This window comes from Thermodesulfitimonas autotrophica (genome assembly GCF_003815015.1).
Classification (GTDB): Bacteria; Bacillota; Desulfotomaculia; order Desulfotomaculales; family Ammonificaceae; genus Thermodesulfitimonas; species Thermodesulfitimonas autotrophica.
Genome location: NZ_RKRE01000001.1, coordinates 123,035 through 142,398, shown reverse-complemented (window position 1 = coordinate 142,398; position 19,364 = coordinate 123,035). Strand labels below are relative to the sequence as shown.

The window sequence follows — 19,364 nt, the reverse complement described above, 5'->3', positions numbered from 1 at the left end:
AAAACTCACCGCAGCAGGTTCTTCACGAGCATCAGCTCGTCCCAAAGGCCCCTGGTAATAAGGAAGCGTTCCCGCACCGTCTCGCGGGCGCGCCGCCCCATAACCTGCGCCTGCACCGGGTGTTCAAGCAGATAGAGGATGCGCGCCGCCATCTCGCGGATACCCGCTTCGCCCGGAGCGACGAGGAAACCGTTGTAGCCGTCGGCGATCTGGGCGGGGATACCGCCAACATTAGTGGCCACAACCGGTTTCTCTTTCCACATCCCCTCCGTAACCGTAAGGCCAAAGCCTTCCTTTGTCGAAGGTTGCAGAATCACCGTAGCGGCCCGCTGGAGCGCATTGATCTCCCGGTGGCTATCCGGGGGCAGGTTGAGCAAGCAAACATCCGGCACCTTTTTAACCTCTTCCGCCAGCGCCGCGAAAATCCGTTCGTTTTCCGGGTCGTCGCTCGCTGTCCCGCCGACGAAGAGGAGCTGACACTCCTTCTGCCGCCGGACCTCTTTAAAGGCCTCCAAAGCGTACCAGTGCCCCTTGAAAAGATCAAACCGCGAAACGAGCAAGATGAGCGGCTTTTGAGTAGGATCGGCGAGGCCGTACTTATCCAAAACCTGCCGGATTTCTGTCTCACTCAGCTCCCGGTTTTTCTCGGAAAGGGGATCGATGTACGGCAGGATGATGAAGGACTGAACCTGCCAATTGGGGATGTAAGACATCGCGGAGAAAATTGCCGCGTCGTAAAGCTCCACCAGGGGCTTTAGAAAATCAACCATCAAACAACCCTCTTTGTCAATCTGGATGTGGCACCGCCAGAGCCATTTCTGCCGCCGCCGCACCTCCGGAGGCACAAAAGCGATCAGCCCCGCCGGCTGGGGATCATGAATCAGAACTACATCTGCCCGCTCGTCAAGCAACCGGTAATTGGCCCGGTTAGTCTCCCAGTACGCCTTAACCCCCAGGATATCGATCGTTCCCGGCCGGCCCTGCAAGAAATTATGCAATTGCTTGGTAAAATTGAAAAACGCCAGGTCACCGGTGATAACTTCCCAGCTCACGTCAAGACCCAGCGCGCGCTCCAGCGGGATGAGGGAACGGAGCATCTCCGCCACCCCACCGCCGAGCCGCGTGGAGTTGACCTGCTGGAAGCGCACCCCGCGCAGCTCCTCCCCGAGCCGCAGCAGGTCCGCAATTATTTCCTCCCCGGCAAAGGCCGCATAGGCCTCAAGAGTCTCTGTTGTTGCCGAAAGAAAATCGCTTGCTTCTTTCTCCACCGGGAGTTCCTTAGGAAGGGCCATAATTTCGGTTTGTCCACCTCTTAATAAAGCAAATTCTCCTGGGGATAACCGGCCGGAATTCCCCACCTACATTAATATAATCGAGTGTTACTCTCTTTTCTACAGGAAAATTCTCTATCCCAGCCCGGCCAGCGCCCACAGATTTCAGCGATGGACAGCCCCCAAACGGTATGGTAATATTATGGCCAAAAAAGGCAACCGCCGGAACGGGTCCTTTACCGGACGGTAAAGGTTAAAAGGGAAGCCGGTGCAAATCCGGCGCGGTCCCGCCACTGTGAGGGGGAGCCGCCGCACAAAAGGCCACTGGGCTTGAACCCGGGAAGGCGTGCGGCGGCGGTGAGCCCGAGCCAGGAGACCTGCCCGTTTCGCCAGACCAACCCAACCTACGCGGATAGGGAGGTGGTTTCTTTGTCTCCGGCAGCATCCTGCCTTAGCCCCAATGTTCCTTTCGGGTGATGCACTCTATTTCCTTTAAACTCTCGCAGTTAAAGGTGGTATGGAACGTGAGAAACGGCCCGTGGAAGGGGTATTGCGCTGCCTTTTTGGCGGTTACCTGTCTTTTTACGCTCCTGATCGGGTTAGCGCCCGGGGCAAACGGCGCCGAAGCACTCCCTTCGCTCCCCACCGCCCAGGCGGTGCGCTTTCTCGCCAACGAGTACCGGCAAAACGGCTTCCGGAATGCCGACGCCGGCGTAGGGGCCTACGCTTTTTACATTTTGAAGCAAGCCGGCGTGGACGTGAGCGGCTGGCGGCATAACGGCGTGACACTCACGGCAGCGGTGCTGAACGGCATCGAGCAGGATCTGGCGCGGGCGCAGGCGGCACGGGCGAAGACCCTCGCCCAGGACCTGGCAGCGGCCTGGGCGCTGGGGCGGGAAGACTTGGTGGACCGGCTCCTGCAGGCGATCAAAGAGAGGCAGACCGGCCAGGGCTTCGGGGAGAGCGGCCCGCTGAGCATTTATAGCAACATGCCCGCTTGCGAGATCCTGGCGCGGACCGGGCTGATCGCCCAAGTGGATGCCGGGGCGGCAAAACGCTACATTTTAGAAAGCCAGTACCGTGAACCGGACGCGCCGCCCTGCGGAAGCTGGGGTTCCGCTGACGGTGCAGGGTTCTACGCCGACTTTATGGCGACGGCGGAAGCGGTGCGGGCGCTCCACTATTTGGACTCCGGCAAGAACGACGCCACGGTACAGGCAGCGATTTACCACGGCATAGAATGGCTGCGGCGGCAGCAAAAGCCCGACGGGAGCTTCGTCGCCGGGATGGACGACCCGGTGATCGACACCTGCGAAGCGATCGTGACGCTCAAGACGCTCGGTATTGATCCCGCGAGCTGGCGGAGCAGCGCCGGGAAGAGCCCGGTTGATTACCTGACGGAAAAGGCGCTGAACCCCGACGGCAGCCTGGGCACCTCAGGTAACGCGATGGACGCCACCTGGGTACTCTGGGCCTCGCTGGCGCTGCAAAGCGCGGCCGCGCCGCCGGCCGGGACGCAGGGCGGCACCCAAACGCCGGGCCCTCAATCCTTTAACGATTTGCGGGGCCACTGGGCCGCGGCGGCCATCGGCCGCCTGGCCGCCGCAGGCATCGTTGCGGGCTACCCCGACGGAACCTTCCGGCCGGCGGCACCGGTGACCCGCTGCCAGGTAGCCGCCATGCTGGTGCGCTTGTGGCAACCGGCACCGGCTACGGTTGCCGATTTAGAGCGCCTGCGGACTAAATTCCGGGGCGCCGCCCAGATCCCCGCCTGGGCGCAGGAAGCGGTAGCGGTGGTCTTGCGGGAAGGACTAATGGCGGGTTACCCCTGCTCCGGCAGTTTCTGCTTCGCCGGAGCAAGACCGGTAAGCCGCGGGGAGATGGCCGTCTTAGCGGCACGGCTGTGCGCGAAGAAAGGCGGCGCGCTCAACCCGCAGCCGCTCACCTTCACCGATGCGGCGGCGATCCCGGCCTGGGCGCGGGAGGCGGTCGGGGCGGCCTGCGGCGCGGGTCTGATTTCCGGCTACCCCGACGGGAGCTTCCGGTTCACTAAGTCCGTTACCAGGGCGGAGGCAGCCGTTCTTTTAAGCCGCCTAGCGGCATTATTAGGAGATAAAACGTGAAATTTGGAGGGATAGCGATGCCTATAAAGCGAAAAGCGGGGCGGAAGCTCTGCCTTTTGTTAACCCTTTTGCTGTTGGTGAACCTGCTGCTGCCCTGCGGCGGCGTCCAGGCAAGCGCGGCGACCGCACCGGCCGACAGCGCGGTGCAGTTCCTTTACAACGACTACCAGCAAAACGGGTTCAAGAATAGCGAATACAGCGTGGGCGCCCACGCCTTTTCCGTCCTAAAGCAGGCCGGGGTGGACGTGAGCGGCTGGGTCTATAACGGAACCAGCCTGCCGGACGCGGTCTACAACGCCGTTTACAGTGACCTCCAGGCGCCCGGGAACCTCTCGGCTAAGCTTTTAGCGCAGGATCTGGCGGCCGCGCAGGCGTTAGGGCGCGCGGATTGGGCGGACCAGTTGGCCGGCGTGTTAAAAGACCGGCAGAGCGTTAACAGCGTCTACGGCTTTGATCTGGGAGAGTGGAGTATCTTCAGTAATATGCCTGCCTTCGACCTTTTAGGCCTGGCGGGCAAGATCGGGGTCGTGGACGCGGCCTACGCGGAAAGCTACATCTTAGGGACGCAGAACACCACGGCGGAAAGCGTCGTTTACGGCGCCTACAGTTGGGGCTGCACGTGGAGTGGCACTTACTACCCCGATTTTATGACCACGGCCGAAGCGGTAAGGGCGCTCCACTTCCTGGACCCCGCCGGAAGCGATTCCTCAGTCCAGACCGCGATCTCCAACGGCCTGACGTGGCTGCGCCAGCAGCAAATGGATGACGGGAGCTTCGTTGCCGGGATGGACGACCCGCTCGTCGACACCTGCGAGGCGATCCTCACGGCCAAGGCGCTCGGTGTTGATCCCGCGAGCTGGCAGAGTAGCGCCGGTAAAAGCCCGGTTGACTACTTAATGAGCAGCGCCGTCAACCCCGACGGCACCTTGGGCAGTTCGAAAAACGCGATGGACGCTACCTGGGCGCTCAGCGCACTAAACAGCCTTGGCATTAAGCCGACTGTATGGCGGTTCTTCACCGACCCTAACAGCCTCACGCTCAATCAAAACGAAACGAAAGACCTCAAGGCCGTCTGGCAGGACACCTACGGCCAGCACGACGTAACCGCTTACGCCGCCTGGTCGGTGCGCGATACCGCCATCGCTACCGTGGATAATAGCGTTTACAAGGGCCGCGTCACCGCCCGCGCAGCCGGCGCCACCACCGTGAGCGCCGTTTACGGGGGTCTGACCGCTAGCGCTACCGTTACCGTGAAGATCCCGGTCAGCGGCGGCGCCCCCGCCGTGATCACCCCCGGCCTAGCGGTCGTCGGGATGAACGGCGAACTCCTCTTCGGTCCGGCCTACGTCGCAGTCACGCCGGGCAACAAGTGGGGGCTGACACCGCTCGGGCTTTTGGACGCCTCCGGTCTTTCCTACCACACCTCGGACTGGGCCTGGGGGATTCTCGTAGACGCCATCGCCGGCCAGGCCAACAGCGGGATGGCCGGCTGGATGTACGCCGTCAACGGGCAGATCCCGGCGGTGGGGCCGGAAAAATACAGCCTGAAAGACGGCGACCGGGTGATCTGGTACTACAGCAAGAGCATGGAGCAGCAGCCGCCCAAGTGGGAAGAGCTGCTCGCCCGCACCGGAGGCGGGAGCTACCAGGGTCCGAACCTCCCGGCCCCGGTGAATGACAGCGCGGTGGATGCGGCGCTGGCGAAGGCCACCGCTACCGGCCGGACCGAACTTGCCGCCGGCAGCGGCGAAAACACGCTCACCCTTACCCCCGACCAGTTCGCCAAAGTAGCAGCGGCGGCGAAGCCGCTCGCGGTGAGCATCCAGAAGGTAGCCCTCCTGCTTCCCCCCCAGGCGCTTAAAGCCGTAGCGGGCGAAGTAGCGGCCGCGGCGCGCCTCCAAATCCAGGCGCAGGAGCTTTCCCCAGCAGAAACCCAGTCTCTTGCTGCCGCGCTGCCGGCAGCAGAGAAGCTGGTCGGCGCGGTTTACGACTTAGCCCTCCTGGCTACCGATAATCAGGGGAAAACGAAACCCCTTTCCTCTTCCCCTGCTTGTTATCTCACCTTGCCCGTGCCCGAAGCCGCAAGCGAAGCAGCAGCAGACGGGTGCCTCCAGGCCGCCTATTACAACGACGCGAAGAAAAGCTGGGAGAAAATCGGCGGCGTCTACGATCCGGCCGGGAAGTGTATTTACTTCCGGACCGAACACCTCAGCAAGTACGCCCTCGTGGAAGATACGGTAGCCAAAACCTTTGTTGATGTTAAGAACCACTGGGCCGGAAAGCAGATCGCCTTCCTCGCCAACCGGGACCTCGTTGCCGGGGTGGACAAAGACCACTTTGCCCCGGAAAGGGCGCTCACCCGGGCTGAGTTCACGGTGCTCCTCGCCCGGCTGGCGGGACTGGCACCTGCCCCCGCAGGCGCGGCCCGCTTCGCCGACGTACCGGCCGCTGCCTGGTACCGCGGCATGGTAGGTGCCGCGGTGGAGGCGGGTCTGGTTGCTGGCCTCAGCGATAGCGCCTTCGGTCCCGGCAAACCCATCACCAGGGAGCAGATGGCGGCCATGCTCGCCCGCTTCTTAACGCTAAAGAAGATGGCGGCGCAGCCCGGCACGGAAGAAGTCCCGGCGCTTCTCGCCCGCTTCGGTGACGCCGCCGGCATCTCTTCCTGGGCGCGGACCGCTGTCGCCCTGTCGGCCCGCGAGGGGCTGCTGACCGGGCGGGCGAACGCCCGGTTCGCGCCGCAAGGTAAGGCCACCCGGGCCGAGGCGGCAACGGTTCTTTACCGGCTCCACCAGCGATTACACCAACCCTCTGAATAGGATGCCGGTTAACCTGCAGGGCGGCGGCTAAGCCGCCGCCCCTACCGGGTTGCCGCCGCTGAAACCTTAAAGGGTCGCGTGTAGCGATTACGTGCCAATTCGGTCTTTTATAAACGTCGAGCAGACCGGGCTATCCGTATCAGTCTGAATCTATTCTGGGGAGTGGCTCATGCGGGCCGAAGGCCCCGCACGAGCGAAAATTTGAAAATGAGTTGCGGCTTAAGAAGGCGGCGGCACCTGTTTCAGCTTCCCAGCGAACACTTGAGACGCGCGGCAACCAAACTAAGCGACGACGAGCAGCGGAGGCGGGTCTGCGGCCACGGACGGCCGCAGAGGGCAACCACGGCACGGACGCCGTGTTTGCCCGGTGCCTGCCGGAGCGCGAGGAGGAGCGTTAAGTTTGGTCCGCGCGGTGAACGTGTGAGCGGGAGCGAAACAGGCTGACCCAGCCGCCGGCGTTGGCGATAATTGGTCATTTCCGAAGGAGGGGTTTTTACGCGGCGGGTTTTCACTTATCTTATCGCCGCAACCGTGATCCTGCTCGGCGCGCTCGGGCCGGCCTTTTACCTGCACAAGGTCCTGCCGCCCCACCCGCCGGCAAAGGCGCCCACAGAGCGCGTAGCCCAGGCTCCGGCCGCCCGTAGCCCGGAAGAAGGCGCCGGGCAGACCCAAAAGGCCGCCCCAGCGGCGGGCCAGGCGGCAAACACAGGTAAGCAAACCGGCCAAAGCACCACCGGCACGCCGGCGCCTCTCTCTAAAACCGCTGCGCCGGACAGTCCCGCCCAAAACGAAGGCGAACCATCCCCGCCGGAGAAGGCTCCGGCGCCTCCGGCGGCGCCGGTTGGCTGCCGGGTGGGAGTAGCGGTGGTCGGTAAAAACGGGGAACTCCTCTTCGGCCCCGCGACGGTGACGGTAAAGCCGGATAACCGCTGGGGGGTTACGGCGCTAGGAGCGCTTGACGCCACCGGCCTGCCTTACGCGATGAAACCGACCTGGCCCGATTTTGTGGACGCGATCGCCGGCCAGGCCAACAGCGGCATGACCGGCTGGATGTACGCCGTCAACGGCGAGGTCCCAATGCATATGGCCGACAAGCACCCGGTGAAGACGGGCGACCGGGTGATCTGGTGGTACAGCCGGAGTATGAGCCAGCCACCGCCCCGGTGGGAGGATTTAGCCGGGCAGAAGTAAAGGGGCGGCCCATACGCGCGTTCAGGCCGCAGCAAAACGGGCGAAAATAGCCGCCAACGCAAGCAATAAGCAGGTAAAATACCTGCAAAGGAGCAGGAGATGTTTACAGAGCTTTTTTACCGGGATAAAGGACTTTTCCTCCAGAGCCTCCACCCGGCCACGGTCTTGGTTTACCTTACGGTGCTGCTCATCCTGGCCCTGGTCTTCGCCAACCCGCTCTACCTCCTGGCTCTGTTCCTCCTCCTGGCGCTTTTGATCAGGGAAGCGGACGGCGTGCGGGCCTGGGAAGGTTTTTTGCGGGCCGGCGTCTTTCTGATGCTGGTGATCATGACCGTCAATCCCTTAGTGATCCGAGCCGGCAAGACGATCATCTGGCACGGCCCGCAGGTGCCTTATTGGGGCAGGCTCGACGTTTCCCTGGAGGCCCTCTATTTTGGTGCTGTCGCAGGTCTCCGGCTCCTGGTGATGCTGAGCATCTTCTGCCTTTACAATCTGGTGCTCAACCCGGACCGGCTCCTCAACCTTTTTTCCGGAATCGCCGGCCGGTCGGTCCTACTTATCACCTTGGCCACCCGCCTGCTGCCCGCGATGGCCCAAAACCTGCAGCGGACCGCCGCGGTCCTGCGGCTGCGCGGCGTTGACATAGAGGCGGGCGGGCTGCGGCAAAAGGTGAAGGGTTACGCCTGCCTTTACAACATCCTCCTCCTCTCCTCCCTCGAAGACGCGCTGGCGGTCGCCGAATCGATGCAGGCGCGGGCCTTCGGCAGCGGCCGGCGCTCGGTTTACCGCCGGAACACCTTCCGGCCCAGGGACACCCTCTGCACCGGCGGGAGCCTCTTGGCCTTGCTTGCCGCCTGCTGGGGCTGGCGGTCCGGCTACGGCCGGTTTACCTTTTACCCAGAGGCGGATTACCTGATTAAAGACGGGGCGACCCTCGGCGTGCTCGGCGTCGTCCTCCTTTATCTTTCGGTGCCGCTTATTCTGAGTGCGGGGTGGAAGCGTTGCCGCTTTTTACGCTCGAAAATCTGAGCTACTGGTACCCGGAGCGCGAAAAACCGGCTTTGAAGGAGCTCAACTTCGCGATCGAAGCGGGCGAGTTTCTCTTGGTCACGGGCGGCTCCGGTTCGGGTAAGTCCTCGCTGGCCAGGGTGCTGGCCGGGCTGATCCCCGACTTTTACGGGGGGCGGATAGCGGGACGGGTGCTCTTCCGCGGCACGCCGCTAAAGAATCTCGACCGGCGCAAGCTAGCGCGGGAGGTCGGCATCGTCTTCCAGGACCCGGAGCAACAGATCATCCAGACCCAGGTAGAGGCGGAGATCGCCTTCGGCCTGGAGAACTTAGGCCTCCCCCGCGAAGAGATGGCGCGCCGGATCGCGGAGGTGTGCGGGTTTATGAACCTGACCTCGCTGCGGGAAGCCTTTACCCCCACCCTCTCCGGCGGGCAGAAGCAGAAGTTGGCGCTCGCCGCCGTGCTGGCGATGCAGCCCAACGTGCTCATCCTCGACGAGCCCACCTCACAGCTCGACCCGGTGGCGGCGGAGGAGATCCTGAACCTCGTCAAGCGGCTCAACGAGGAGATGGGCCTCACGGTAATCCTAATCGAGCAGCGGTTGGAGCGGTGCTACCATCTTGCCGACCGGGTTCTGATTATGGTGGCAGGGGAAATCGCCTGCGCCGGCACGCCGGCCGAAGCGGCCCGGGAAGCGGCGAAAGAGGGGTTGCCCTTCCTGCCGCCGGTGGCCAGGCTCTTCGCCGGCCTCGCCTTCAGCCCGGTCCCGGTGACGGTGAAGGAAGGGCGCCGCCTTTTACGCACCCGCCTTGCCGGCGCAAAACCGGTGGGGAATCACGCCCCCAAACCGCAGCCCGCAGGACTGCGCGACCGGGAAAGCGTCGTGCACCTGAAAAACGTATGGTTCACCTACCCGGAGGGGCGGGAAGCCCTGAAAGGGGTAAACCTGACGGTGGACGCCGGGGAATTCATCGCCCTCCTCGGCGAAACCGGCGCGGGCAAGACCACCCTGCTCCGGTGTATGGCTGGGCTGCTTGCGCCGGGCCGGGGTAGGATCAACGTTTTGGGCCGGGAGCTGCGCCGTGACGGCTACAAAGAGATCATGCGGTTTGTGGCCTACCTCACGCAAAACCCGAACGACTACCTTTTTCAAGACACCGTAGAAGAGGAAGTGCGTTTCACCGCCAAAAACTTAGGGCTGGAGAGCGAGGCGGCCGTGGCGGCGGTGATAGAAAGGCTGGAGCTCCAGCAGCACCGCCGCCGCAACCCCCGGGACCTAAGCGGCGGGGAGCGGCAGCGAGTGGCGTTGGCCGCGGTGCTGGTGACCCGGCCCCGCCTCATCCTCCTCGACGAGCCGACCAGGGGGCTCGACCTGCACCTAAAGGCCAAATTGGGCGACTTTTTGCGCCAGGAGGCTGCCGCGGGCAAAGCGGTGGTGGTAGTGACCCACGACGTGGAGTTCGCGGCCGAATTCGCCACCCGGATCGTTCTGCTGGCCGAGGGCCGGGTGGTCGCCGACGGCGAAAAGCACGCGGTGCTGGGTCAGTCCTTCTTTTACGCGCCGCAGACCGCCCGGCTCTGCCGGGGGATTTGCGACGGGGTGCTGACCCCCGCCGAGGCACAGGAGAGGCTCTTGCCCCTTTTGGCTGGCGCGTGTTTGGAGGAAGAGAGATGACGGACAACTGGGCCCTTTACACCACGCTTACCGGCATCCTCGCCGCCGGCCTACTTTTGTTGGGGGCAGGGAAAAAGGGATTTGACTCCCGGCAGGTCGCCGTCCTGGCGGTTATGTCCGCCCTCTGCGCCACCGGCCGGGCCGTGACCGGCATCGGGCTGCTCTTCTTGCAGCCGACGATGTTTTTGGTGGCGCTAACCGGTTTTGTCTTCGGGGCCCGGAGCGGCTTCCTCGTCGGCGCGTTGACCCCTTTGATTTCCAACTTTTTTATGGGCCAGGGCCCCTGGACCCCCTGGCAGATGCTCTGCTGGGCGCTCGTCGGCCTCTCCGGCGGCATCCTGAGCGCGGTCTTCCCCCGCGCCGGAAACAGGACGCTGACCCTCCTCTGCTTCTTCTGGGGCTACCTTTACGGCGCCCTTATGGATATCTGGCAGTGGAGCGTCTTCGTCCGGCCCCTGACCCTGAAGAGCTACCTGCTCACCTGGGCGGCCGGCGCCGGCTTCGACTCGCTGCGGGCGCTCGGTAACCTCCTCTTTTGCGCCGCCCTCGGCGGCCAGACGCTCAGGATCCTGCGCCGTTTCCGGAAAAGGATGGCGGTGCAGTATGTCGCGGAGCTTTCGGGAGGTAAAAGATGAAAAAGTGGTGGCTAGCGCTTTTGGCCCTCCTTCTTCTCGCCGTGGCCGGCGGCTTCCTCCGGACGGAACGGCTACGGGTGGCCGCCCAGCCGCCCACGGTCGTGTGGTCCCGGACCTTCGGCCCGGGGGAAGCGCGTTTTGCGGCGCCTACCCCAGACGGCGGCTGCATCCTGACCGGCTGGATCGCCGCCGGGGCAGCGGACACCGATCTTTTTATCGCGCGGACCGACCGGGACGGGAACCTGCTCTGGTTGAAAAGGTTCCGGGGTTATGGCTACAGTTGCGGCTACTGCGTGCAGCCCGCCCGCGGTGGCTTCATCGCCGTTGGCGAAACGAAGGCTAAATCCGGGTGGGACCACGACCTCTACGTCGTCCGGGTGGGAGAAAACGGCGCACCGGTCTGGGAGCGGACCTTCGGCGGCCGGCGGTGTGATTACGGCTGGTCGGTGGTAGAAACCGAAGACGGCGGCTTCCTTATCGCCGGCGGCACCGAATCTTTCGGCCACGGCCTCTATGACGTCTACCTGCTGCGCCTGGATGCTACCGGGGCGAAGCGTTGGGAAAAGACTTACGGCGGCAAGGGGTCCGACTGCGGCTACGCCCTGGCGCTGCTCCCGAATGGCTGTCTTATTGCCGGCAGTACCGAATCGTTCGGCGCGTCCGGCACCAGGATCTACCTGCTGCGGACTGACCGGGACGGGAAGCTACGCTGGCAGAAAAGCTACGGCGAAAGCTTGGTTTACGGCTGGTCACTGCTGCGGACGGACGACGGTTACGTAGTCACAGGCGAGCAGGAGGTGGCCGGAAAGAATGGCAGCCGGCTGGCGGCCTACCTTATAAAACTGGACCGCCACGGCAGAATGCTCTGGGAAAAGACGTACGGCGCAGGGTCCAGCGCCGCTTACGCCGTCTGCCGGACCCGAGACGGCGGCTACCTCATAGCGGGCAAAACGGAATCACCGCCGGGAAGTTACGCGATTCTGGTCGCCAAAACAGATAAAAACGGCGCGCACCAATGGGAAAAGACGCTACCCGGTACCGGCTGCAGCAGTGCCTACAGCATTTTCCAGACAAAAGACGGCGGCTACGTCCTGGCCGGACGGAGGGGCGCGAAAGAGGGCGGCAGCGCGATCCTGCTCCTGAAATTGGGTCCCCCGAAATAGGTCCCCCCGTTTTACTGTTACGCCGCAACCTTACAATATTTCTTTAAAAAGGCGGGCAGAAAATCCCGGCCCCCGGTTATAACGCAGCTCAACCGGAGCAAAATAACTATTGCCAGAACCAAAAGGGGGCTGGAAAGGATGTTGCTAAAACTTTTCCGCATTCTCAACGAAAAAAAGCCGCAACTCCGCGAGTTTGACCCCACAACCATCCAGCGGATCAGGGAAGGCGCCTACCTGACGAAACTCATCGCCGAGACACAGGTTGCCGCCCGGAAATGCGAGTTTTTTGCCGGTAACGCTGTGGATGCCGAGGTACGCACGGCCTTCGAAGAAGAGGCCAAGCTCCTCCGCGAAGGCGCTCGTAGCCTTCAGCAATACTACGAAGCCATGACTTTGGAGTGAACGCCCGTGAAGTTTTCCGACATGGACATGCTCCAAGACTACGAAAAAGACTGCCGGATGGCCGCTATCGCTTACACTTTGGTCGTCACCGAGATTCTAGACCCCGACCTCCGTAAACTCATCGGAACCCTGGCTCAAAGCGCCGCCAGGTCCCAAGAGAAATTCGCTAACCTCATTTTGAGAAAAGGGGACCGCCCTTAAATCGCGCGCGCACCCGGAGCATCCTACGCCTGTTACCGGCCTTCGCCCCAATCCCCCTGCCGCTCCGCTCCAAGCAGGCTTTCTATCTCGCACCATTGCCCTCCGTGCGCCATACCGACCTGGAGTTTCTCCTCTACGCCTCCAAAAACCTTTTGTGGTATAATTAAGCCAACTCGTTAACAGATTTGCTTTTCCTAATGACTAACAAACCGCACGGAGATGATGCCGTATCATCTGGGACCGCAAATACGAAACGCTTTCCCGTGAGGAACTGCAGCGACTCCAGCTTGCGCGGTTAAAGGAACAGGTGGCCCGGGTTTACGAGAAAGTCCCTTACTACCGGCGCTGCATGGAGGAAGCCGGCGTCCGGCCGGAGGATATCAGATCCCTCGACGACCTTGCCCGCCTCCCTTTTACCACTAAAGACGACCTGCGGCAAAATTACCCCTTCGGGCTCTTCGCCGTACCGCTCGACCGCGTTATCCGTATCCACGCCTCCTCCGGCACCACGGGGAAGCCTACCGTCGTAGGCTACACAAAGAAGGACCTGCGCACCTGGGCGGGGCTCATTGCCCGCATTGTGACTATGGCCGGCGTCAGACGCGGCGATATAGCCCAGGTTTGCTTCTCTTACGGTCTCTTCACCGGGGGCTTCGGGCTGCATTACGGCCTGGAACGCGCCGGGGTTACGGTTGTGCCCGCTGCAGCCGGCAACACGGAACGTCACATCCGTCTGATGCAGGATTTTGGGACTACCGTCATCGTCGGCACGCCTTCTTACGCCTTGTACATGGCCGAGGTTGCCCGGTCGCTGGGGGTCGACCCGCGCCGGGATTTGAGGGTGCGCCGGGGTCTTTTCGGTGCCGAACCCTGGTCGGAGGGAATGCGCGCCGAAATCGAAGCCGCCTGGGGGATAAAAGCCTTTGATAACTACGGCTTAAGCGAAGTAATCGGTCCCGGCGTGGCCGGCGAATGCGAGGAGAAAAGAGGGCTGCACATCAACGAAGACCACTTCCTGGTGGAGGTGATCGACCCGGAGACGGGCCGGCCCTTACCGCCGGGGGAGCGGGGCGAGTTGGTCTTCACCACGCTAACCAAAGAAGCCTTTCCGGTTATCCGCTACCGGACACGGGATATCTCCCGCCTCATGTTCGAGCCGTGCCCCTGCGGCCGGACAACCATCCGGATGGAGCGGGTGACGGGGCGGAGCGACGACATGCTGATCATTAGGGGAGTTAACGTTTTCCCCTCCCAGATAGAAGAGGTGATCACCAGCACCCCGGGCCTCGCTCCTCATTACCTGATCATTGTAGATAAAAAGGGCTACCTGGATGAAATCGAGGTTCAGGTAGAACTTTCCCCCGAAGGCTTTTCCGACCGCTACGAGGATCTGGCCTCCCTCGAAGAGCAGCTTCGCAACCGGCTGCAGGCCACCCTTTCCCTCACGCCGCGGGTCAAGCTGGTTGAGTTCGGCTCTTTGGAACGAACAACAGGAAAAGCCCGGCGGGTGATCGACCGGCGCAAGGAGGCTGCCAAATGAAACTTTTAAGCGGCAACGAAGCACTCGCCCGGGGCGCGTACGAGGCAGGGGTCCGGGTGGCGGTAGCCTATCCCGGAACGCCAAGCACCGAAATCCTCGAAAATATTGCCCGCCACTACCCCGACATCTACGCCGAGTGGGCACCCAACGAAAAAGTGGCGCTTGAGGTAGCGATTGGCGCCTCTCTTGGCGGCGCGCGGGCGCTGGTCGCCATGAAGCACGTCGGCGTAAACGTAGCTGCCGACCCGCTCCTCACTCTCGCCTACACCGGAGTTAACGCGGGTCTGGTGCTCGTCTCCGCCGATGACCCCGGAATGCACAGCTCCCAGAACGAGCAGGATAACCGCTTCTACGCCCGCTTCGCCCAGATACCCCTTCTTGAACCGGCCGACAGCCAAGAGGCTAAGGATTTCGTCCGGCTAGCTTTTGAGATAAGCGAAACCTTTGATACGCCCGTAATGCTGCGCACAACTACCCGCGTCGCGCATTCGAAAAGCATGGTGCGGAAAGAAGACCCGCTTATCCCACCCCTCAAGCCTTACCAAAAAGATTTCGTTAAATACGTGATGGTCCCGGCCAATGCCCGCCTGCGCCACGCAACGGTCGAAGAACGCCGGGAAAAACTCCGGGAATTCGCCGCCAATACCCCCATCAACCGGATCGAACCTGGGGATCCGCGCGTCGGCATTATCACCAGCGGTGTCGCCTATTGCTACGTCAAAGAAGCTTTTCCCTGGGCCTCCGTGTTGAAGTTAGGGTTGAGTTACCCTTTACCGCTAACCCTGGTTCGCACGTTTGCGGCGCGAGTGAAAAACCTGTACGTAGTCGAGGAGCTTGAACCGTTCCTCGAAGAGCAAGTCGCCGCCGCTGGTATTCCGGTCCGCGGCAAGGCGCTCCTTCCCCGGACGGGCGAACTCTCCCCTGCCTTAGTAGCGCAGGCTCTCTATCAGGATGCCGCCTTTGCGACCGTTGCCCGGGAGTACGCGCCCCCTCCGGCCCCCACTCCCGAACCACCGGCTCTGCCCTTACGCCCGCCGGTCCTTTGCCCGGGTTGCCCGCACCGGGGGCTTTTCTACGTTCTGAAAAGCCTCAAACTCAACGTGATGGGCGATATCGGCTGCTACACCTTAGGCAGCCTACCTCCCCTCGCGGCCATGGACACCTGCATCTGCATGGGGGCCGGCATCGGCATGGCCCACGGGATGAGCAAAGCCAGACCAGATAGCGCCGCGCGAACGGTAGCGGTGATTGGCGACTCCACCTTCGTTCACTCCGGCATCACCGGCCTGATCGACATCGTCTATAACCAGGGAGTGGGTACCGTAATCATCGCCGATAACCGGACCACGGCGATGACCGGCCACCAGGACCATCCCGGCACCGGACAGACGGCACGGGGCGAGCCGACTAAAGCCCTGGATTTCGCGAAACTGGCCCGCGCCGTTGGCGTTACCCGGGTTAAGGTGGTGGACCCGCTCGACCTCGCCGCCACCAAAAAGGCGATCCAGCGGGCGTTAAAAGCGCGCGCCCCGGTAGTGGTGGTGGCCAGTCGCCCGTGTGTCCTCCTATCCCGTCCAGCACCTGCTCCGGTGCCGGTGCGACCTGATGCCTGTCGGGGCTGTAAGCGCTGTTTGCAGCTCGGCTGCCCAGCGCTCTCTTTGCCCGCAGGCCGGGTAGCCGTCAACCCGCACCTCTGCATCGGCTGCAGCCTCTGCGCTCAGGTATGTCCTTACGGTGCCATCGGAAAGGGGGACGGGCAAGTTGGCTGAGGTCACCAGCATTTTGATTGCCGGCGTTGGCGGCCAGGGCATCATTCTCGCCGGAAAGGTTATCGGCCAGGTGGCCGTCCTGGCTGGCCTTGACGTAAAAACATCAGAAATCCACGGGATGGCCCAGCGGGGTGGCAGCGTCATCACCCACGTCCGGTTTGGCCCCCGCGTCTATTCCCCGGTTATCGATCCGGGAACAGCCGATCTGCTGTTGGCGTTTGAAAAACTCGAAGCCCTAAGAAACCTCGGGTTTCTCAAATCCGGCGGTACCGTTATTCTTAACAACCAGGTTATCGAACCGCTACCGGTACTATTGGGCAAACAAAAATACCCCGAAGCGGTTGAAGCGCAGATCGCTGCCCGCTTCAACCTCATTTGCCTCGACGCCCTGGCAGAAGCTGCCGCGTGCGGGAACCCGCGCGCCGCGAACGTTGTACTACTCGGCGCCCTGGCCCACCGGCTCCCGTTTTCTTACCCCGTTTGGGAAGAAGCGCTAGCGGCAGTTGTTCCCGCACGCTACTTGGACATCAACCGCCGGGCCTTCGCCCGCGGCTTTGCAATCGCCGAAAAGCTCTAACGTATGGAGGTATTACGCTATGTGGAACCCCGCAGTCGAAACGATGCCCCGCGAGCAACTCCGCGAGCTCCAGCTGCAGCGGCTCAAAGAAACAGTCCGCCGCGCGTACGAGAAGGTGCCGTTTTACCGGGAAAAATTTAAAGCCATCGGGCTTGAACCGGGAGACATCAAGTCGCTCGATGATCTCGCCCGCCTACCCTTCACCTTCAAGGACGACCTGCGTAACAACTATCCCTTCGGTCTTTTTGCCGCGCCCTTGAAGGAAATCGTTCGCATTCACGCCTCTTCCGGAACCACAGGAAAACCAACCGTAGTTGGTTATACCCGCGAAGACATCGCTACGTGGGCAGAGGTTGTAGCTCGTACCCTTGGCTCCGTTAACACTACTCCTGACGACGTGGTGCAGGTGGCTTACGGTTACGGTCTCTTCACCGGCGGCCTCGGGCTCCATTACGGCGCGGAGAAGCTCGGGGCCACGGTGATCCCGATCTCCGGCGGTAATACCAAGCGCCAGATCATGCTGATGCAGGATTTCGGCACCACCGTACTTTGCTGCACCCCCTCCTACGCCCTCTACATCGCCGAAGTCCTTCGGGAGAGCGGTATCCCGCGGGAAAGCCTCCGGCTCCGGGCCGGTCTTTTCGGTGCCGAACCCTGGTCGGAGAACATGCGGCGGGAAATCGAGGAAAAACTTAAAATAGACGCCATCGACATTTACGGTTTAAGCGAAATCATCGGCCCCGGTGTAGCCAGCGAATGCCTCTGCAAGAACGGCCTTCATATCTGCGAAGACCACTTTATCCCCGAAATCATCGACCCCGCAACCGGAAAGGTCCTGCCGCCGGGAGAGCAGGGAGAGCTTGTCTTTACCACGATCACCAAGCAGGGCTTCCCGGTCATCCGCTACCGCACCCGCGACATTTCCCGGCTCATCGACGAACCCTGTCCCTGCGGGCGAACGCATATCCGGATGGCCCGCGTCACCGGGCGCACCGATGACATGCTCATCATCCGCGGTGTCAATGTCTTCCCGACCCAGATCGAAAGCGTCCTCCTCTCTATCGGCCAGACCGAGCCGCACTACCTGCTCGTGGTGGACCGGGAAAAGTCCCTCGACACCCTCGAAGTCTGGGTTGAGGTTTCCGAAGCCCTCTTCCGTGACGAGGTAAAAGGGCTTGAAGAACTCGAACGGCGCATCCACGACGAGATTGAAAGCGTGCTCGGGATTTCGGTTAAGGTAAAACTCGTGGAGCCCAAAACCATCCAACGCAGCGAAGGCAAGGCTAAACGTGTCTGGGATAAGCGCGACCTCTTAAAGTAACCGGATGCAACCACAATAAAAACGGAGGGATGCAAGATGGCTGTCAAGCAGGTATCCGTCTTTCTCGAAAACAAGAGCGGCCGGCTCGCTGCCGTCACCCGGCTCCTGGCGGAAAAAGGCATCAACATCCGGGCACTGGCCATTGCCGACACTTCCGACTTTGGCATCTTACGCCTCATCGTCGACCAACCCGATAAAGCCTACCAGGCCTTAAAGGAAGGCGGCTTCACCGTTTCGGCTACCGAAGTTCTCGCCGTAGCCGTTCCCGACCGGCCGGGCGGCCTGGCTCCTGCCTTAAGCGCTCTGGAAGCCGCCGGCATCAACATCGAGTACCTTTACGCCTTTGTCGCCCAGTGCGCGAACCAGGCGCTGGTGCTCCTCAAAGTAAATGACACGGCCAGGGCCATAGCGGCTTTAACCAAGGCTGGCTTTAAGGTTCCGGAACCGGAAGAAGTTTACGCTATTTAGATCGTTTACCACGGCAAAACCGGCACCCAGAACAAAGGCGGACGCGGAAAACCGCGTGCATAATTTTTGTCGCCGGTAGCGAAGGCGTATACCGGTGAAAAGTGACCTTCACGGCCCCCATCTCCAGTAGCGACCCGATGAGCAGGTCTTCGTGATCCCAAGCGTCAGAAGGAGGTACCGGTATCGTTTTGAGCGCCCGGCCGCGCCCGTCGCACAAAAGGAAGCCGCCGGCTGCGGTATTTAAACAGTGAACGGAACGGTTACCATTAAGGCGACGGCGCCGGAAGGAGCGCAAATAAGAAATAAATTCCCGCCACTCTTCTTCGAAAAGTATATCGTCGGCTACCTGCCAGACGATCTGGTTGACCAAAGGGTCGATTTGCCGGAGCCGAAAGTGTAAAAGGCCCTGCAAATCGACCCAGTTCGCTTCTTTTATGTACTCGCGCACCACTTGCCCCACAGCCGCCGCCACGGGGGACAGAAGCGCCTGCTCTTGCTCAAGCCGCTGCTTAACTACTTCAGCTATTCTGGACCCGCTATAGCCCCGGTGACGTAAGAGCCCCGCTGTCCGGCTTTCTAAAAGGTACCGGGACAGGAAATCTCCTACCACGCGAGCAAGCCGCAAGCGGAGATAGCGCTCGTCATTCTGGTTCTGGAAGAGTACCTTAAGCCGGAAGATACCGCTACCGGCCTCCCCAAGGCGGCAGCGCAATCGCTCCCGCCGGAGCAGTCTCACTTCGCTTCGTAAGACGCCCAAGAAATCCCGCCGGAAACTGCGGGTTATACAGAAGACGATTTCCACTCCTTACCCCAACTCCCGAGATTTACGCCGCAATCTATGCGTCCAGAACAAAAAATAGCCACCGGTACAGGAGTACTTCCCGAGAACAAAAGTTATGCGCCAGGGGGCGAATCTTTAAAGTAGGAATCCGCCAGTCGCAGTTGGGTCCATTATGATGGTGTAAAATTGGTGGGGCTTTAAGCAGGAGAGCCATCCCTCCCTCTGGCAGATAAGAAATGTCACAATCTCAACCACCAAGAGGGATAAAGGATGGCTCACTACCTTAAAAATGGACGTTCAACCTTATACTGACAGACCTTTGGGGTCCCTTCAGCGTTCAACGTTCAACGTTTATAGAAGATTAATGCACAAGCAATTAATTTTCATCCCCGGTGGCGACGATTAATCGTCGTGAACGA

Annotated in this window: 16 protein-coding genes and 1 riboswitch; of the genes, 14 read left to right on the top strand and 2 right to left on the bottom strand. The window is 61.6% G+C overall.

Translation table 11 applies throughout. The features are described from left to right. Window positions 1-5 precede the first annotated feature (5 nt). On the bottom strand, window positions 6-1,292 hold the full coding sequence (locus tag EDD75_RS00720; protein WP_123926591.1) for a glycosyltransferase: 1,287 nt from the start codon (window positions 1,290-1,292) through the stop codon (window positions 6-8). 191 nt (window positions 1,293-1,483) lie between these two features. After that, window positions 1,484-1,670, top strand: a riboswitch (cobalamin riboswitch). Window positions 1,671-1,834: 164 nt separating this feature from the next. Here EDD75_RS00720 and EDD75_RS00715 point away from each other — a divergent pair. From EDD75_RS00715 to EDD75_RS00650, 14 genes are all read left to right on the top strand, one after another. Next, entirely contained in the window at window positions 1,835-3,394 is a 1,560-nt protein-coding gene (locus EDD75_RS00715; protein ID WP_123926588.1) for an S-layer homology domain-containing protein, read from the top strand. 17 nt (window positions 3,395-3,411) lie between these two features. Continuing rightward, entirely contained in the window at window positions 3,412-6,213 is a 2,802-nt protein-coding gene (locus EDD75_RS00710; RefSeq protein ID WP_123926585.1) for an S-layer homology domain-containing protein, read from the top strand. Between the two features lie 468 nt (window positions 6,214-6,681). After that, entirely contained in the window at window positions 6,682-7,404 is a 723-nt protein-coding gene (locus EDD75_RS00705; RefSeq protein WP_123926582.1) for a DUF4430 domain-containing protein, read from the top strand. Window positions 7,405-7,503: 99 nt separating this feature from the next. Further along, window positions 7,504-8,433 (top strand): energy-coupling factor transporter transmembrane component T, encoded by a 930-nt coding sequence (locus tag EDD75_RS00700; protein WP_123926580.1) that lies wholly within the window; start codon window positions 7,504-7,506, stop codon window positions 8,431-8,433. Continuing rightward, a complete protein-coding gene (locus EDD75_RS00695) occupies window positions 8,406-10,088 on the top strand; it encodes an ABC transporter ATP-binding protein (protein WP_123926578.1) in 1,683 nt (560 codons plus the stop codon). Before EDD75_RS00700 ends, EDD75_RS00695 begins: the two co-directional genes overlap by 28 nt. Next, entirely contained in the window at window positions 10,085-10,723 is a 639-nt protein-coding gene (locus EDD75_RS00690) for an ECF transporter S component (protein ID WP_123926575.1), read from the top strand. The genes EDD75_RS00695 and EDD75_RS00690 overlap by 4 nt, the downstream gene beginning before the upstream one ends. Further along, complete coding sequence (locus EDD75_RS00685; RefSeq protein WP_123926573.1) at window positions 10,720-11,886, top strand: outer membrane protein assembly factor BamB family protein; 1,167 nt, start codon at window positions 10,720-10,722, stop codon at window positions 11,884-11,886. The genes EDD75_RS00690 and EDD75_RS00685 overlap by 4 nt, the downstream gene beginning before the upstream one ends. A 138-nt stretch (window positions 11,887-12,024) precedes the next feature. Beyond that, entirely contained in the window at window positions 12,025-12,288 is a 264-nt protein-coding gene (locus EDD75_RS00680) for a hypothetical protein (RefSeq protein WP_123926569.1), read from the top strand. Window positions 12,289-12,294: 6 nt separating this feature from the next. Continuing rightward, window positions 12,295-12,489 (top strand): spore coat protein, encoded by a 195-nt coding sequence (locus tag EDD75_RS00675; RefSeq protein WP_123926566.1) that lies wholly within the window; start codon window positions 12,295-12,297, stop codon window positions 12,487-12,489. Window positions 12,490-12,796: 307 nt separating this feature from the next. Further along, window positions 12,797-14,029, top strand: coding sequence for a phenylacetate--CoA ligase family protein (locus EDD75_RS00670; RefSeq protein WP_484421915.1), 1,233 nt, complete (start codon window positions 12,797-12,799; stop codon window positions 14,027-14,029). Continuing rightward, window positions 14,026-15,798, top strand: coding sequence for an indolepyruvate ferredoxin oxidoreductase subunit alpha (iorA, locus tag EDD75_RS00665; protein ID WP_123926557.1), 1,773 nt, complete (start codon window positions 14,026-14,028; stop codon window positions 15,796-15,798). The genes EDD75_RS00670 and iorA overlap by 4 nt, the downstream gene beginning before the upstream one ends. Next, on the top strand, window positions 15,791-16,375 hold the full coding sequence (locus EDD75_RS00660) for an indolepyruvate oxidoreductase subunit beta (protein WP_123926554.1): 585 nt from the start codon (window positions 15,791-15,793) through the stop codon (window positions 16,373-16,375). Before iorA ends, EDD75_RS00660 begins: the two co-directional genes overlap by 8 nt. Window positions 16,376-16,394: 19 nt before the next feature. Continuing rightward, the gene (locus EDD75_RS00655; protein ID WP_123926552.1) at window positions 16,395-17,696 is read left to right on the top strand and encodes a phenylacetate--CoA ligase family protein; all 1,302 of its coding nucleotides are present in this window, start codon (window positions 16,395-16,397) and stop codon (window positions 17,694-17,696) included. A 36-nt stretch (window positions 17,697-17,732) separates the two neighbouring features. Next, window positions 17,733-18,164, top strand: a complete 432-nt coding sequence (locus tag EDD75_RS00650; protein ID WP_123926550.1) for an ACT domain-containing protein — start codon at window positions 17,733-17,735, stop codon at window positions 18,162-18,164. Here the strand turns inward: EDD75_RS00650 and ytxC are convergent. After that, window positions 18,157-18,966, bottom strand: a complete 810-nt coding sequence (gene ytxC, locus EDD75_RS00645; protein ID WP_123926548.1) for a sporulation protein YtxC — start codon at window positions 18,964-18,966, stop codon at window positions 18,157-18,159. The genes EDD75_RS00650 and ytxC overlap by 8 nt on opposite strands. Window positions 18,967-19,364 lie beyond the last annotated feature (398 nt).